Annotated in this window: 14 protein-coding genes; 2 read left to right on the forward strand and 12 right to left on the reverse strand. The window is 63.2% G+C overall.

Annotated features, from left to right (window positions below; translation table 11 throughout):
* Positions 1 to 115: 115 nt before the first annotated feature.
* Positions 116 to 970: a carboxylating nicotinate-nucleotide diphosphorylase gene (gene nadC, locus OQE62_RS01615; protein WP_265720235.1), complete on the forward strand. Its 855-nt coding sequence runs from the start codon at positions 116 to 118 to the stop codon at positions 968 to 970.
* Between the two features lie 101 nt (positions 971 to 1071).
* On the opposite strand, the gene OQE62_RS01620 is transcribed toward nadC, so the two are convergent.
* Positions 1072 to 1368 carry a sll1863 family stress response protein gene (locus tag OQE62_RS01620; RefSeq protein WP_265720236.1) on the reverse strand — a complete coding sequence of 99 codons (297 nt, stop codon included), beginning with the start codon at positions 1366 to 1368 and terminating at the stop codon, positions 1072 to 1074.
* A gap of 152 nt (positions 1369 to 1520) precedes the next feature.
* Here OQE62_RS01620 and OQE62_RS01625 point away from each other — a divergent pair, with 152 nt between their 5' ends.
* Complete coding sequence (locus tag OQE62_RS01625) at positions 1521 to 1754, forward strand: hypothetical protein (RefSeq protein WP_265720237.1); 234 nt, start codon at positions 1521 to 1523, stop codon at positions 1752 to 1754.
* 122 nt (positions 1755 to 1876) lie between these two features.
* On the opposite strand, the gene OQE62_RS01630 is transcribed toward OQE62_RS01625, so the two are convergent.
* The 11 genes from OQE62_RS01630 to ccoO form a co-directional block, all read right to left on the reverse strand.
* On the reverse strand, positions 1877 to 3418 hold the full coding sequence (locus tag OQE62_RS01630) for a glycosyl hydrolase family 18 protein (protein ID WP_265720238.1): 1542 nt from the start codon (positions 3416 to 3418) through the stop codon (positions 1877 to 1879).
* Between the two features lie 12 nt (positions 3419 to 3430).
* Positions 3431 to 4792, reverse strand: a complete 1362-nt coding sequence (locus tag OQE62_RS01635; protein ID WP_265720239.1) for a methyltransferase family protein — start codon at positions 4790 to 4792, stop codon at positions 3431 to 3433.
* 232 nt (positions 4793 to 5024) lie between these two features.
* Positions 5025 to 6728, reverse strand: a complete 1704-nt coding sequence (locus OQE62_RS01640) for a glycosyl hydrolase family 18 protein (RefSeq protein ID WP_265720240.1) — start codon at positions 6726 to 6728, stop codon at positions 5025 to 5027.
* Positions 6729 to 7142: 414 nt separating this feature from the next.
* Positions 7143 to 7871, reverse strand: a complete 729-nt coding sequence (locus OQE62_RS01645) for a sulfite exporter TauE/SafE family protein (protein WP_265720241.1) — start codon at positions 7869 to 7871, stop codon at positions 7143 to 7145.
* Positions 7872 to 8066: a cbb3-type cytochrome oxidase assembly protein CcoS gene (gene ccoS, locus OQE62_RS01650; RefSeq protein WP_265720242.1), complete on the reverse strand. Its 195-nt coding sequence runs from the start codon at positions 8064 to 8066 to the stop codon at positions 7872 to 7874. It abuts the gene before it with no gap.
* Positions 8067 to 8079: 13 nt separating this feature from the next.
* Positions 8080 to 10584: a heavy metal translocating P-type ATPase gene (locus tag OQE62_RS01655; protein ID WP_265720243.1), complete on the reverse strand. Its 2505-nt coding sequence runs from the start codon at positions 10582 to 10584 to the stop codon at positions 8080 to 8082.
* Complete coding sequence (locus tag OQE62_RS01660) at positions 10581 to 11111, reverse strand: FixH family protein (RefSeq protein WP_265720244.1); 531 nt, start codon at positions 11109 to 11111, stop codon at positions 10581 to 10583. Before OQE62_RS01660 ends, OQE62_RS01655 begins: the two co-directional genes overlap by 4 nt.
* 114 nt (positions 11112 to 11225) lie before the next feature.
* On the reverse strand, positions 11226 to 12644 hold the full coding sequence (ccoG, locus tag OQE62_RS01665; RefSeq protein ID WP_265720245.1) for a cytochrome c oxidase accessory protein CcoG: 1419 nt from the start codon (positions 12642 to 12644) through the stop codon (positions 11226 to 11228).
* Positions 12645 to 12798: 154 nt separating this feature from the next.
* Positions 12799 to 13707 (reverse strand): cytochrome-c oxidase, cbb3-type subunit III, encoded by a 909-nt coding sequence (ccoP, locus tag OQE62_RS01670; protein ID WP_265720246.1) that lies wholly within the window; start codon positions 13705 to 13707, stop codon positions 12799 to 12801.
* Positions 13704 to 14006 carry a cbb3-type cytochrome oxidase subunit 3 gene (locus OQE62_RS01675; protein ID WP_265720247.1) on the reverse strand — a complete coding sequence of 101 codons (303 nt, stop codon included), beginning with the start codon at positions 14004 to 14006 and terminating at the stop codon, positions 13704 to 13706. Before OQE62_RS01675 ends, ccoP begins: the two co-directional genes overlap by 4 nt.
* A 14-nt stretch (positions 14007 to 14020) precedes the next feature.
* Positions 14021 to 14638 (reverse strand): cytochrome-c oxidase, cbb3-type subunit II, encoded by a 618-nt coding sequence (gene ccoO, locus OQE62_RS01680; RefSeq protein WP_265720248.1) that lies wholly within the window; start codon positions 14636 to 14638, stop codon positions 14021 to 14023.

Below are 14638 nucleotides of genomic sequence, written 5' to 3' on the forward strand. Positions count from 1 at the left end.
AACAGGCCGCCGCTACCCCTGCGCCGACTGCCGATTGCCATGACAGCGCCAACAGCCGCAATCGAAAATCGCTGACTTTTGGTAGACTGCCGCCTCCACAAAAGAGGTCCCCGCCATGCAACCACAGGACACCGCCATTCCCGATATCATCCCCGACCTGCAGCGCGCCGTGCGCACCGCGCTGGCCGAGGACCTGGGCAGCGGCGATATCACCGCTCAGCTGATTCCCGCCGCGCGGGACGCGCGGGCGCGGGTGATTACCCGGGAGGACTGCACCGTCTGCGGTCGCGCCTGGGTCGACGAGGTCTTCCGCCAGCTCGATCCGGCGCTGCAACTGACCTGGCACTGCGAGGACGGCGAACAGGTAAAAGCCGATACGGTACTGTTCGAGCTGGCCGGCAACGCCCGCGCCATCCTCACCGGCGAGCGCACGGCGCTGAATTTCCTCCAGACACTCTCCGGCACCGCCACCACTGCGGCGGCATTCGCGGCCCGCACCGCCGGTACCGATATCCGCATACTGGATACCCGCAAGACAATTCCGGGCCTGCGGAGCGCGCAGAAATACGCGGTGCTCTGCGGCGGCTGCCACAACCACCGCATCGGTCTCTACGACGCCTTCCTGATCAAGGAAAACCATATCGCCGCGGCCGGCGGTATCGGCAGCGCCATCGAACAGGCGCGCCGGATCGCGCCGGAAGCCCTGGTGGAAGTGGAGGTGGAAAGCCTGGAGGAACTGCGGCAGGCGCTGGACGGCGGTGCCGAGGTGATCATGCTGGACGAGTTCAGCGATGCGGACACCCGCGCCGCGCTGGACCTGGCCCGCGGCCGGGCGAAGATCGAGATTTCCGGCAGCGTCGACCGGCAGCGCCTGCAACAACTGGCCGGACTGGACGTGGACTACATCTCCTCCGGCAGCCTGACCAAGCACCTGCGCGCCATCGACCTGTCGCTGCGGATCGATCTCTGACCGAAGTGACACCAGGCGGATTTGGCGTAGAAGGGGGGGATGGGCACGTCGCTGCGCTCCCCTGCCCATCTACCCCGGAGCCGATCGATTCCCGATAAAGCTCAGCGCATCCGGTCGCGGGCCCGCTCGATGGACTGTTTCAGCTCGCCCCAGGCGCTTTCCACGCCGGCCTTCACCTCGTCCCAGGCGTCGCCGCTCTGGCCCTGCAGGTGATTCAGCTTTTCCCGCAGCGCATCACGCTTGGTGCGCAGTTCGCTCAGTTGGTCCCGGTACTTGATTTCGGCATCGGTTCCGGCCTCTTCGGCTTTCGCCTGCAGCTTGTCGATTTCCGCGTTCCACTCTTTCAAACGAGCGGCCATCTTTTGCTGGTAGGCGGTTTTCTCTTCGCGTTCACTCATGGACTGGTACCTCAGGATTCGTTGCATGTCCCCTGAGTGTAGAACTGTCCGCCAAACACCGGCAGTTCATCTACGCTTTCGATAGAGTTTTTTTACAGCAACGCCAACCCGGCGGCGCAGTGCACGCCCCGAAAGCCCGACGGAGACAGTCCATGAACCAGTGCGAAACCTGCGGCAACCAGTACGACAAGACGATGGAGATTACCATCGGCAATGAATCCCATACCTTCGATAGTTTCGAGTGTGCGATAGAGGCCCTGGCCCCCAGGTGCGCCCAGTGCAATTGCCGCATCCTGGGCCACGGCACCGAGGCCGGCGGCGATTACTACTGCTGCGCCCACTGCGCCGTCCGCGCTGGCCACGACGATATCGTCGACCGGGCCTGAGCATCTCCCCCTGATCGGGAACCGGCCGCGCCGGTTCCCACAGATTCCTGTGTAGCCTGTTTCCGCATAAAAACGGGGCCCCGAAAGGCCCCGTTTCCTCGCTTACAGTATCGCGCTACCGGCTACGGGAGGTTATGCACATGGCTACCCACCGGCCCCGAGAAGATACCGCCGTCGTGCATATCCCAGTTGATCGACCAGGTCATGACGCCGTTGAAATCCGGATAGGCCTGGCCCGGTGTCAGTGAGCCGCAGTTGGTCAGCGCTGTGAGGCAGTCCAGCGCGCGGTTGATATCCGCCGTGGTCGCCTGGCCGCTGCCGGCGGAACTGGGCCCGGACGGCAGTCCCAGCCCCACCTGTTCCGGCGCCAGGCCGTCGAAGTGGCCGGCCGAACCGCGGCCGAGGGGGAAGCCCTCGATCAGCATCATCGCCGATGCCACCATCATATCCACCGAACCGGCCGGATAGGCCTGGCTGCTGTAGGGCGTCGACAGGCCGCCGTTGTTGTAGAGCTGCACGTGCAGCAGATCCAGCTCGTTGCGCAACTGGTCGATCATCGGCAGGTAGGCGCCCCAGATACCCGAGTAACTGGTGTAGCCGCCCTGCACATAGGGGTGCTCCGGCGCCATGGACAGGTACATATCCGGGTACTGCTGCTTCAGGCGTTTGACCGCATCCACCAGGTTCTGCACCACCGGCGCGCCGTGCATGACGCCGGCCCCGGATTCCAGGTCGATATCGATACCGTCGAAGCCGTACTCGTCGATCATCGCCGCGGTGCTGCTGACGAAGTTGTCGACATGTTCCGGGGTGTCCAGGGTCACGGTACCGGTCTCGCCGCCGAAGGACACCACAACGATCTTGCCCTCGGCCCGCTTGGCGGCGATATCGTCAATAAACTGCTGCTTGTCGAGGCCCGGGTCCAGGTTGAAGGCCACATTGCCGTTGCCGGCATCGTCGGCGAAGGCCACCACGATCACGTCCCAGACATCGGACACCTCGCTGATACGGTAGAGGCCGGAACCGTTGTCAAAATTGTGCCAGTAGCCCACCAGCGCGTGATCCGGCAGCAGGCCGCTGTTGCCACCGCCACCGGAACCGCCAGAGGAGCTGGAAGAACTGCTCGAGGAACTGCTGCTGGAAGAGCTGCTGGAGCTGCTGCCGCCTCCGCAGTCCCCTACCCCCGTCCAGGCATCCTGCCAGTGATCGCCCTCGCCCGGTGCGTAGGCCCAGGCTGCATCGGAGGAGCACCAGCCGGCGATATTGCAGCGAAACTTCCCGCCGGCGTTCTGCACCAGGTCCCCGGTGGCGTAGGCCGTGCCGGCGACATACTGCGGCGCATCGCAACTGCCGGAACCTCCGGAAGAAGAGCTGGAAGAAGACGAACTGGACGAGGAACTCGAAGACGAGCTGGAGCTGCTACCGCTGGACGAACCATCGCAGGCACCGTCGTAATTCCACACATCCCAGGTGCCGGAATTGGTCGCCGGGTCCTCTGCCTGGGTCCACCAGTTGGCCGTATAGGCGTTGGAGAGATGTTGAACGCTGTCGCCACCGACATAGGCGGTGGGTTCTTCCCATTGGGGCAGGCTGCCGCAGTCCACCGCCGCGGCTTCTGCCGCGACGAGGCCCAGGGCAGCAGCGCCCAGCCAAAACCGTTTCATTGTTCTGATTCCCTATTCTGTAGCCAGCCCGGCCGATGGCCGCGCGGGCTGGTCGGAAGACTGTCCGGGCAGATTGAATAATCGCCCGGGGTTGAATCGCAGCAGCGGAAACCAACGGCCGACAAACGCAAACAGGCCGCGCTGCTCGATATAGCGCGCGTAGGCGACATAGTCCGGATCCCAGGACAGGTGCCGCTCCTCGGTGCGCGCGCGCATGAAGTAAACGAAATTTACCAACAGCAGTAACATCGACTGCCGCAGCGCATCCCCGCCACTGGAACTCACCATGAACGGCATGGAGATCATCCACCAGGACAGGTTTTTGCTGACATACGCCGGGTGCTTGGTGTAGCGGTAGGGACCATTGGTGAGGATGCCGCGATGGGTCAGGTTGGAGAAACGCAGCCCGAACGGAATACTCGCCCAGACATAGATTGCAATCAGCAACAGGATCGCGGCTCCCCAGACGCCGTACATAACGGGAGTACTCCAGAACCAGTGTCCCCAGGCCGGTCCCTGGTCGTATTTCAGGTAGGTGCCGGAAAAAGTGCTCCAGAACGGCTGGTAGCTGATCAGCGCCACCCCCCAACCGAGAAAGCTCGGCTCCGCGCTGCGAATATGGGAGTCGAACAGCCGCAGGGTGCACACATAGCCCACGGTCACGTACAGCAGGTCGATGTAGTAGAGAAAATTGAAGGTGAAATCGAACACCGCCTTGAAACTGCCCGCCAGGCGGGCGAAATCGAAATTCAGCAGTGTGGTCAGGTTGTTACCCAGGTAGACAAACATCAGCGGCAGGAAAAACAGTTTTACCAGCCAGCCCAGAAACAACTGGCCAATGGCGCGGCCGTCAATGTCCTTGCGACGCCCCAGCAGCCAGCTGCCCAACTGCCAGTAGGCATCCCAGGGCTTTCGCATATGGCCGTCGAGCCAGTAGAAATACGGCACCGCCAGTAACAGCCACCAGGGCAGCACCGCTTTCACTACCGCGTAATAGTTGTCGTAAAAGGAGCCGTGATACTCGGGAAAAAGCCAGTAGACCAGTGCCACCAGCCCCACCACGCAGTAAAAGCCCAGCAGCTTCACCGCGGTGCGGTGGCCGCTGCCCCGCTTGCGCGGCGCACTGAAATCCAGCCCCGCCGACGGGTTGCGGTAAGGCTTTAAGAACAACCATTCCAGCAGGATGATCGGCAGCGCCAGTGACACGCAGACAATCACCAGGCCCAGGGTCCGCGACGGCAACTGCTGGCCGTACTCGCGCAACCAGACCATCGCCAGCAGCGAAATGGCGAGGGCGACGGAATTGATCCAGACACTGGTGGGTGCCTCGGGGCAGGCGACGGCTTGCGCCGCCGGCTTTTTATTCTTTTTCATATCGCGGCCGGTAATCAGCAGTTATTTTCGGGCCCGGTCAGTGGCCAGTAAGAGGACTCAGGGGCGGTCCTGCTACCGGGGGCCTTTTGCGGGACACGGCTAGGCGCCCCCGCCGTGAATACATCCCTGTAGGCTTGTCCGCGAGGTCCCTCTCGCAGACAGTCCCGCAAAAGGCCCCCGGCATCAGGACCTTCGCCCCGGACTCTCAGTTCTTTCCGGGTCCCGAACAAAGTTACTGATTACTGTCCATCGCTTCAATCAACTCACCGTCGGCGGTGTCCCCGGTCAGCTCCCAGAAGAAGGAACCACCCAGGTTTTCATCGGCGATGTACTGCATCTTGCCGGCGATGGTGGACGGGGTGTCGTAACTCCACCAGTCGTTGCCGCAGTGGGCATAGGCGGTGCCGGCAACGGTGCCGGTAGACGGGCAGGTGTTTTTCAGCACCTTGTAGTCCTCGATACCCGCCTCGTAAGTACCGGAAGCCGCGCCGGTTGCCGCACCGCCCGGTGCAGACTGGCTGACGCCGGTCCAGCCGCGGCCGTAGAAACCGATACCTAGGTTCAGCTTGTCCGCCGGAATCCCCTTGTTCTTCAACGCCTGGATGGCGTAGTCGGAATAGAAGCCCGGCTGCGGAATGCTGGGAAAGTCGGTCAGGGCCGAGTGGGGTGCGGTGGGGCCGTCGGCGTCGAAGGCACCGAAGAAGTCGTAAGTCATGACATTGTAGAAATCGACATACTGCGCCGCACCGGCATAGTCCGCGGAGTCGATCTTGCCACCCGCGGTACCGTCGGCGGTGATGGCCGCAGTCACCAGTTCATCGCCGAAGCGTGCGCGCATCGCCGCCATCATATCCGTCAGTGCGGAATAGCCGCTGCTATCACAGCTCTTGCCACAGGCGTTGGGGTATTCCCAGTCCAGGTCGATACCGTCGAAGACACCGTCCCAACGCGGATCGTGAACCAGCTCATAACAGGAATCGGCGAACGCCTCCGGGTTCTGTGCCGCCTCGCCGAAGCCGCCGGACCAGGTCCAGCCGCCAAAGGACCAGAGTACCTTGATGTGCGGGTACATTTCCTTCAGCTTGCGCAGCTGATTGAAGGAGCCGCGCAGCGCGCCGGTATCCCAGGTATCCGCCTCGCCGTCGACACTTTCCTCTGCGCTGTAGAAGCGGTCGTAGTCGGCGTAGGAATCGCCGATGGTGCACTGGCCATTCTGCACATTGCCGAAGGCGTAGTAGATATGGGTCAGCTTCTCGGCGGAGCCGCTGGTGACGATATCTTTCACGTGGTAGTCGCGGTCGTACACGCCCCACTCGACAAAGTAGCCCCCCAGGTTTGCGCCGCCGCTGCTGGAACCGCCGCCGCTGCTGCTGGAAGAAGACGAGGAACTGCTGCCGCCCGACGAGCTGGAAGAGCTCGAGGAACTGGAAGAACTCGAGGAGCCACCGCAGGCGCCCAGATTATCCCACACATCCGCCTGATCGGGCTGCTCACCCTGGGTCCACCATCTGGCGGTATATTCATCTCCCTCGTACTGGACGCTGTCGCCCCCCACGTATACGGCGGATACATCCCACACCGGCAGGTTATCGCAATCGCTGCCGCCGCCGGAGCTGCTCGAAGAAGAACTACTGGAACTGGAAGAGCTGGATGAGGAGGAAGAAGAGGAGGAGGAACTGCCGTCACAGGCACCGAGATCGCTCCAGGCATCTGCCCAGGCCCAGCCGGTGCCCGGTTCGTAGGCACCGCCCTGGCTGCACCAGCCGCCCACATCACAGCGATAGGCCACCGAGTTGTTCTGGACTATATCGCCCGTGCTGTAGCTGGAGCCATCCGCATAGCCCTGGACGCCACCGCAGTCATAGGCGTAACTCTGTGCGGCGAACACGCCGAACAGCAGTGCGGCCGCCAGCCGCAAAGGACTCGTTATTTTCATGATTGTCACCGTTTATTGTTGGAATGAATTCCGAAAAGATCGACGGCCAAACTCCTACTGCACCGAGCCTTACGCCGCGATCCCACAACTGCCGCATTTCTTTTGTTGATACCGTTTCAGTCAGTCGTGTCGATACAAAAGTACAAATTGGTACGTAGACAGCGCTGTCATCAAAAAATGATAACGCTGTCATCTGTACGTCACTGACAATAGCGGTAATTGCCCCTTGGTGCCAGACGGTAAATAGCGCCAAGTGTTACGGAGTACGCAGAATTCGGAGAAATATCGCGCCCCGTTACGCGCGATTACAGAAGGACGGCGCCAAAATCTACACAAGACAGGCAAATGGCGCCAAGTACGACATCGCGGATAACCGAACAGGGGCTCCATTGAAAGGTGAATCACCCCATTACATCAGTGGTGATCATGGTGTTCTTTCTGCCCTGGAGGCAGTGGCGCCATTTCCACCCCACCGTGGTTGGAATGCGCCCCCTGCCCCATCGCTCCCCACAGGGTCCAGAACCCGAACAGCAATATCGCGCCGGCAAACAGCAACCGCACCGCCGGCCGCTGCACAAAGCCGCGCACTTTCGAAGCGGCCGCGCCGGTGGCAAACATCGCCGGCACCGTACCGAGCCCGAACGCCAGCATCGCCAGGGCCGCGCGCCCGCTGTCGCCCTGGGCCAGGGCGAAGGTCAGCGCACTGTAGACCAGGCCGCAGGGCAGCCAGCCCCACAGGGAACCCAGCGCCACCGCCTGTGGCACAGACCGCACCGGCAACAGCCTGGCGGACAGCGGCTGCAGGTAGCGCCAGAGGTAGACACCGCCCTTTTCCAGCCAAACCAGACCGCGCCACCAGCCGGCGATATACAGGGCCATGGCAATCAGCATAAAGCCGGCCAGCAGCCGCAGTGGCGTCAGCGCCGGCAGTACCGCGGCGCCGAGGGCGCCGGCAATGGCCCCCATCAGGGCATAGCTGCCGACGCGCCCGATCGAGTAGCCGGCCAGCTGGCCCCAGGCGGTTTTCTGCCCGGGCACGGCCATGCCCAGGGCGCCGGCGATACCGCCGCACATGCCGATACAGTGGCTGCTGCCGAGAAAGCCGATGGCCAGCGCGGCGGCGATAAAACCCCAGTCGCCCATCTAGCGCTCCCCTTCGCCGTCGTCCGCCGGCTTTTGTTGCGCGGATTCGCCGGGCTCGTCATCGTCGAACAGGATGCGACTGCCCTCGGTGTCCAGGTCGTCGTACTGGCCATTGTTGACCGCCCAGAAGAACAGCTTGACTGCAGTGGCGACGAAGAGGATGGCGATGGGGATCAGGAAATAGAGGCTGTCCATTGTTCGAGTACCGCTAACGTAGCTCCCCTCTCCCGCCGGGAGAGGGATTGGGGGAAAGGGTAGTGGAGGTGGCACCTTCAGCCTGCCCTCTCCCCCGGCCCCTCTCCCGGCGGGAGAGGGGAGTATCAGTATCGTGCCGGGACAGGCGCAGCGCATTCAGCACCACCACCAGTGAACTGACCGACATACCGATGGCCGCCGCCCAGGGCGGCACCAGGCCGCAGGCGGCCAGGGGCAGTGCCAGCGCATTGTAACCCAGGGCCCAGGCCAGGTTCTGGCGCACGATTGTACGGCAGCGGCGCGCCAGTGCCACGGCCTGAGCCAGTACGCCCAGGTCGCCGCTGAGCAGAATGGCGTCGGCGCGGGACTGGGCCAGGTCGGCGGCGGAGATCATCGCCACCGAGGCGTCGGCACCGGAGAGCACCGGCACATCGTTGAGACCGTCGCCGACCATCAGTACCCGCTCGCCATCGCGCTGCAACTGCCGGATATGCTCGAGTTTCTGTTCCGGCGAGGCGCCGGCGTGCCAGTGGCGGATACCGGCGGCGGCCGCCAGCCGCTGCACTTCGCCGGACTGGTCGCCGCTCAGCAGTTCCACCCTCAGGCCGGCACTTTCCAGCTCGGGCACCGCACGCGCGGCCGAAGGGCGAAGCTGATCGCCGAGCGCGATCCAGGCCAGCGGCCCGCTGGAATCCGCCAACAGCAGCCACTGGCCCTCACTTTCCGGTACCGCAGGTGCCGGGCTGCCGGCAAAATCCGCACGGCCGAGGCGATAGTGCTCGCCGTCGACGACGCCCTCGAGACCGCGGCCGGTATGCACCTGTACGTCGCGGGCGTTGAGGTTGCCGCTCCAGGCGCGGAAGGCTCGGGCCAACGGGTGATTGGTGCGGGATTCCAGCGCCGCGGCCAGGTCCAGGATGCGCTGTTGGTCCGCGCCGTCGCGCAGTGATTCCACCTGCAGAATCCGCGGCTCGCCGCGGGTCAGGGTGCCGGTCTTGTCGAACACGGCCCGAGTCAACCGCGGCAGCGTCTCCAGCATCTGGCCGCCGGCCACCAGCAGTCCCAGCTGTTGCAGGCGCAGCGTCGCCGATGCCAGCGCCGCCGGTGTGGCCAGGGACAGGGCGCAGGGGCAGGTCACCACCAGTACCGACAGCGCCACCCAGAAGGCCCGCGACGGATCCAGCTGCCACCAGACCGCGAAGGCGCCCAGCGCCGCCAGCAACACCAGGCCGACAAACCAGCCGGCGACGCGATCCGCCAGCGCCACCTGCTGCGGCTTTTCCAGTTGCGCCCGTTCCACCAGCCGCTCGATTGCGGACAGGCGGGTGGATTCGCCGGCGGCGCTGACCCGCACCGTCAGGGTGGAATCGCCGTTGACGCTGCCGGCGTAGACGCGGCTACCCGGGGTTTTCTGTTGCAGCGCCGACTCGCCGCTCAACAGCGATTCATCCACACCGCTGGCGCCCTCGATCACCTCGCCGTCGGCGGCGACGGTATCCCCGGGGCGCAGCAGAATAGGGTCGCCCGCCACCAGCGCCGCCACCGGAACCGAATCGACCCCGTTGCCGTCCAGCCGGTTGGCGGTCAGCGGCAACAGTTGCGCCAGGCCGCCGCTGGCGAGGCCGGCGCGATGGCGCGCGCGCATCTCCACGGTGCGGCCCAGCAGCAGGAAAAAGGTGAACATGGAGATGGATTCGAAATACACCTCGCCGGTGTTGAAAACAGTGGCGTACAAGCTGGCGCCGTAGGCGAGGCCGATGGCCAGGGAGACCGGTACATCCATGCTGAGACTGCCCCCGCGCAGGCTGCGCAGGGCGGCACTGAAAAACGGCCGCGCGGCGTAGAGCACCACCGGTGTGGCCACCAGCAGCGAGACCCATCTCAGGTAGCGCTGCAGTTCGCTGTCAATACCGGAGCTGGCACCGAAATAGAGGGCGATGGCAAACATCATCACCTGCATGGTGCCGAGCCCGGCCACACCCAGGCGGCGCAGCGCCGCGCGCTGTTCGCGCTGGATCAGCTGCTCACTGTTGGCGGCGGTGGCCGGCGCCGGGCGGTAGCCGATGCTTGAGAGCTCGGCGAAGAGTCGGCCGGGGCGGATTCTCTCCGGGTCGAATGCGATGCGGGCGCGCTGGGTGCTGGCGTTGACGGAGACCTTTTTCACCCCGTCCAGTTTCCCCAGGTGTTTCTCGATCAGCCAGACACAGGCGGCGCAGGTAATGCCGCCCACCAGCAGGCCGGCCACTTTCAGGCCGTCCTTCCCTTGTTGCACAAACTGCCGCTGCACTTCTTCCAGGTCGTAGGCGGCCCACTGGCCGTCGCGGGATTCTGTCTCGGGGCGTTCGCTGCGGCTGTCCCGGAAGCGGTAAAAGTTGTCCAGCCCGCCGGCGACAATCGCGCCCGCCACCGCCTCACAGCCCGGGCAACACATGGGCCGTTCGGCGCCATTGATGGTGACCGAGTGGCGGCTGCCGGCGGGTACCGGCAGGCCGCAGTGGAAGCAGGCCGTCGAAGTCATTGCACGGCGGGGTTCAGCGGCGCGGCGTCACCCAGGTCGAAATTGATCTCGCCCTTGAGGCGCCACCCGGCATCCAGGTGCTGCTGTGGATTCAGTTCCGGCATCAGGCGCAGGTACCAGCGGTGCTGCAGCTCGCCCGGTACCGAACCGGTATAGCGGCCGCCGCTGCGCTGGAGCAGGATATGGCGGTCCATATCCTCTTCGACCGGGTGACTCATGGTCAGCAGCAACTGCTGCGGGTACTCCAGCTGGCCGTTCAGATCGAGCGTGACGACATTCTCCCCGCGCCGGAACTGCAGCATACCGGCGAGCCCCAGTTCCCGCGCGCGCTCGTCCTGCTCGGCGGTGTAGTGGTACATGCGGCTGTCTTTGTGGTAGGTGTCGCTGACAGTATCGTCGGCGTAGAGTACGGCGATGGAGACCATGGTCGCCGAGGCTACCAGGGTGAGGATCAACGGGAAGAGGACGACCCAGAGCCAGAATTCGCGGTACCAGGGTTTTTTGGGGTTTTCGGTCATTGTGTTCATAACGGGTTGAGTGCCTGTTGCGGCCGCCCTCTCCCCCGGCCCCTCTCCCACAGGGAGAGGGGGGCGATGTTCCCTCGCCCTGGGGAGAGGCTCAGGGAGAGGGGAGCAAGAGCCCTACTGTTCGGGCCCGATAAATACCGTCTGGTGCCGATCCATCAACTCCGGCTTGTCCACTGCCTGGACCACGATATGGATATCGTGCTTGGTCGCTTCTAGTTGCTCTTTCGGCACGCTGACGCGAATGGGCACCCCGTAGATTTCGCCGGCCTCGAGGTAGATTTCCCGCGGCATGCGCACGGAGTAGTCGTACCCGGCTTCACCCTCGATGCGGATGGAGAATTCGTGTGGCGCCTGGTCCATATTGTTGATCTTGACCCGGTAGACGTTCTGGATATCGCCGCGGGACTCATGGAACAGGCGCGCGCCGCGATCCCGCAACACTTCCGCCTCGATCGGGCTGCGGGTCACCACCTGTTGTGCGAACAGGGCGATCATCGCCGCCAGTACAAAGGCGTAGCCGAACAGGCGCGGACGCAGGTAGTTGGTCTTGCCGGTCTCCAGTTCGTCTTCGGAGGTGAAGCGGATCAGGCCGCGTGGGTATTCCATCTTGTCCATGACGCTGTTGCAGGCGTCGACGCAGAGACCGCAGTTGATGCACTCAGACTGCAGGCCGTCGCGGATGTCGATATCCACCGGGCACACCTGCACACACCAATAGCAGTCGATACAGTCGCCCATGCCCTCGGCGCGATAGTCGATGCCCTTTTTGCGCGGGCCGCGGGTCTCGCCACGCCTGGCATCGTAGTGGACCGCGAGCGTGTCCTTGTCGTACATCACCGACTGGAAACGCGCGTAGGGGCACATGTACTTGCACACCTGCTCGCGCATAAAGCCGGCATTGAAATAGGTGGCAAACGCAAAGAAGGCCACCCAGAAAACACCCTGCGGGTGGGCCCGGATATGGGCCAGGTCCAACACCAGGTCGCGTATGCCGTAGAAATAACCCACAAACGCCAGTGCGGTGGCCAGCGAAATGAATATCCAGATGGCGTGGGTACCGCCCTTGCGCAGTAGCTTCTCCAGACTCCAGGGCGCCGCGTCCAGTTTCATTCGTTTGTTGCGGTCCCCCTCGCAGATCCGCTCGGCCCAGATAAACATCATGGTCCAGACGGTCTGTGGACAGGTGAAGCCACACCAGACCCTACCCAGCCAGGTGGTGACCGCAAACAATGCAAAGGCGGCAATAATCAGCAGCCAGGCAAGCAGGAAACCGTCCTGGGGCCCGAATGAAGTCCAGAAGATATGGAATTTGCGCGCCGGCAGATCGAAGAGTACGGCCTGGCGACCGTCGATGTTCAGCCAGGGCAGGAAGAAGAAACCGATCAGCAGCGGCAGCCCGGTGTACTTGCGAATGCGGGTAAACACGCCGCGGATATGGCGGATATAGACCTTGTCGTCCGACTCGTAAAGCATCCGGTAGCGGACTTCACCGCTGCCGTCCTGCTCTTCCACCGTTGGAATTTTATCGCTCACAAAACCTCACTATTACCTGCAGCGCAATCGGCGGGCAGGTCGTTTTCTCGATGATGAGGCCTTTCTTTTTCTTCCCTGTCCGCCGTATTCCAACACCGCAGGATGCGGCACGACGCAGCGTGCCCATCCGACAAATTCGGTCACTAACCACCCATCACTGTTCGACTTCCTGCTGCCGCGACAGGCTGTAGACATAGGCCGCCACCAGGCGGATCTTGTCTTCGCGCAGTTTGTCTTCCTGCTTCGGCATCTCATTGCTACGGCCGCTGCGGATGGTGTGGCGGATCTGCTCGCGGCTGCTGCCGTAGAGCCAGATATTGTCCGTCAGGTTGGGGGCGCCCATGGACTGGTTGCCCTTGCCATCGGCGCCGTGACAGGCCATGCAGACGGTGCCGAAAACCTTCTCGCCCTCGGCCGCCATCTCGGCGTCGTGCTCCAGTTCATTCAGGGCCAGTACGTATTCCGCCGTGTTCTTGACACCTTCCTCGCCGATCATCGGCCCCTGCGGTGGCATCTCCCCCTCGCGGCCCTTTCGGATCGTCTCGAGGATTTTGTCGGGTGTGCCGCCGTGAAGCCAGTTTCCATCGGTCAGGTTGGGGAAGCCGTAGTTGCCACCGCCGTCGGCGCCGTGGCAGACGGCGCAGTTGTTGGCAAAAATCCGCGCGCCCATTTTCAGGGCCTCGCGGCTATCGGCAATCTGCTCCACTGGCATTTCCGCGTACTTGCCAAACGTGTCGTCAAACTCGGCGCGGGCGTCCGCCTGTTGGCGCTCCAACTGGCCCACGGAAGTCCAGCCGCCGAAGCCCTTGAAGTTACCCAGGCCCGGGTAGATGGCCAGGTAGATACCGGTGAAAACCAGCGTGGCCACAAACAGCATGAACCACCACTTGGGCAGCGGGTTGTCGTATTCCTCGATGCCGTCGTAGACGTGGCCAGTGGTCTTGTTTTCGGGATCCTGCTGGTCGTCCACTGCCACCTTGCGGTTGGCAAACAGAATCCAGGTCACCAGTGCCAGGTTGGTGAGAGTGAGTACAATAACCCACACACTCCAGAATGTACTCATTGTTTGTCCTGCCCCTTTTTCTCAGCCCCGGCAGAGTCACTACCCGCCGACAGCCCATTCTGTCTCGCCGAAGATCCGCCCTTTTGTCCGGTGGATCCACTCTCTTCTTTCGATGCCCTGTCGCTGTCCCGGTCTGCGCTCTGCGCCGAGCGCCCGGATTTTTCCTCGTCGGCGAACGGCAGCCTGGCGTCTTCCTCGAAGCGCTTCCTGCGCGAGGGCGAGAAGGCCCACCAACAGACGCCGAGGAAAGCCAACGCACCGAGGACGACGGCGATAATGCGCAAAGTGTCAATATTCAAGAGCTGCTACTCCATTAGCGTTTCTGTTGCACCAGAACACCCAGTTGCTGCAGGTAGGCCACCAGGGCATCGATTTCCTTCACGCGACCGCCGACGAAAGGCTCGCTCGCCGTGGCGATATCCTCGTCGGTATAGGGCACACCGGCGGCGCGCATGGCGCGCATCTTGGCGGCGGTGTGTTCGCCGGTGACCACATTGTCGAACAGCCAGGGGAAAGCCGGCATATTGGATCCCGGTACCACATTGCGCGGGTTGTACAGGTGCGCTCGGTGCCACTCATCGGAGTAGCGGTCACCCACCCGCGCAAGATCCGGGCCGGTGCGCTTGGAGCCCCACAGGAAGGGGTGCTCGTAGACATTTTCCTGCGCCATGGAGTAGTGGCCGTAGCGCTCCACTTCCGCGCGCAGCGGGCGCACCATCTGTGTGTGGCACACGTGGCAACCCTCGCGGATATAGATATCGCGCCCTTCCAGCACGATCGGGTCGAACGGCTTGAGGCCGGCCACCGGCTCGTTGTTGGCCTTGACGAAGAACTGCGGAACGATTTCCACCAGGGCGCCGAAGCTGATGGCGACAATGGTCAGTACGATCAGAATGCCGACGTTCTTTTCTACTATGTCATGGTTTTTCAC

Source organism: Microbulbifer halophilus (genome assembly GCF_026183675.1).
Taxonomy (GTDB): domain Bacteria; phylum Pseudomonadota; class Gammaproteobacteria; order Pseudomonadales; family Cellvibrionaceae; genus Microbulbifer; species Microbulbifer halophilus.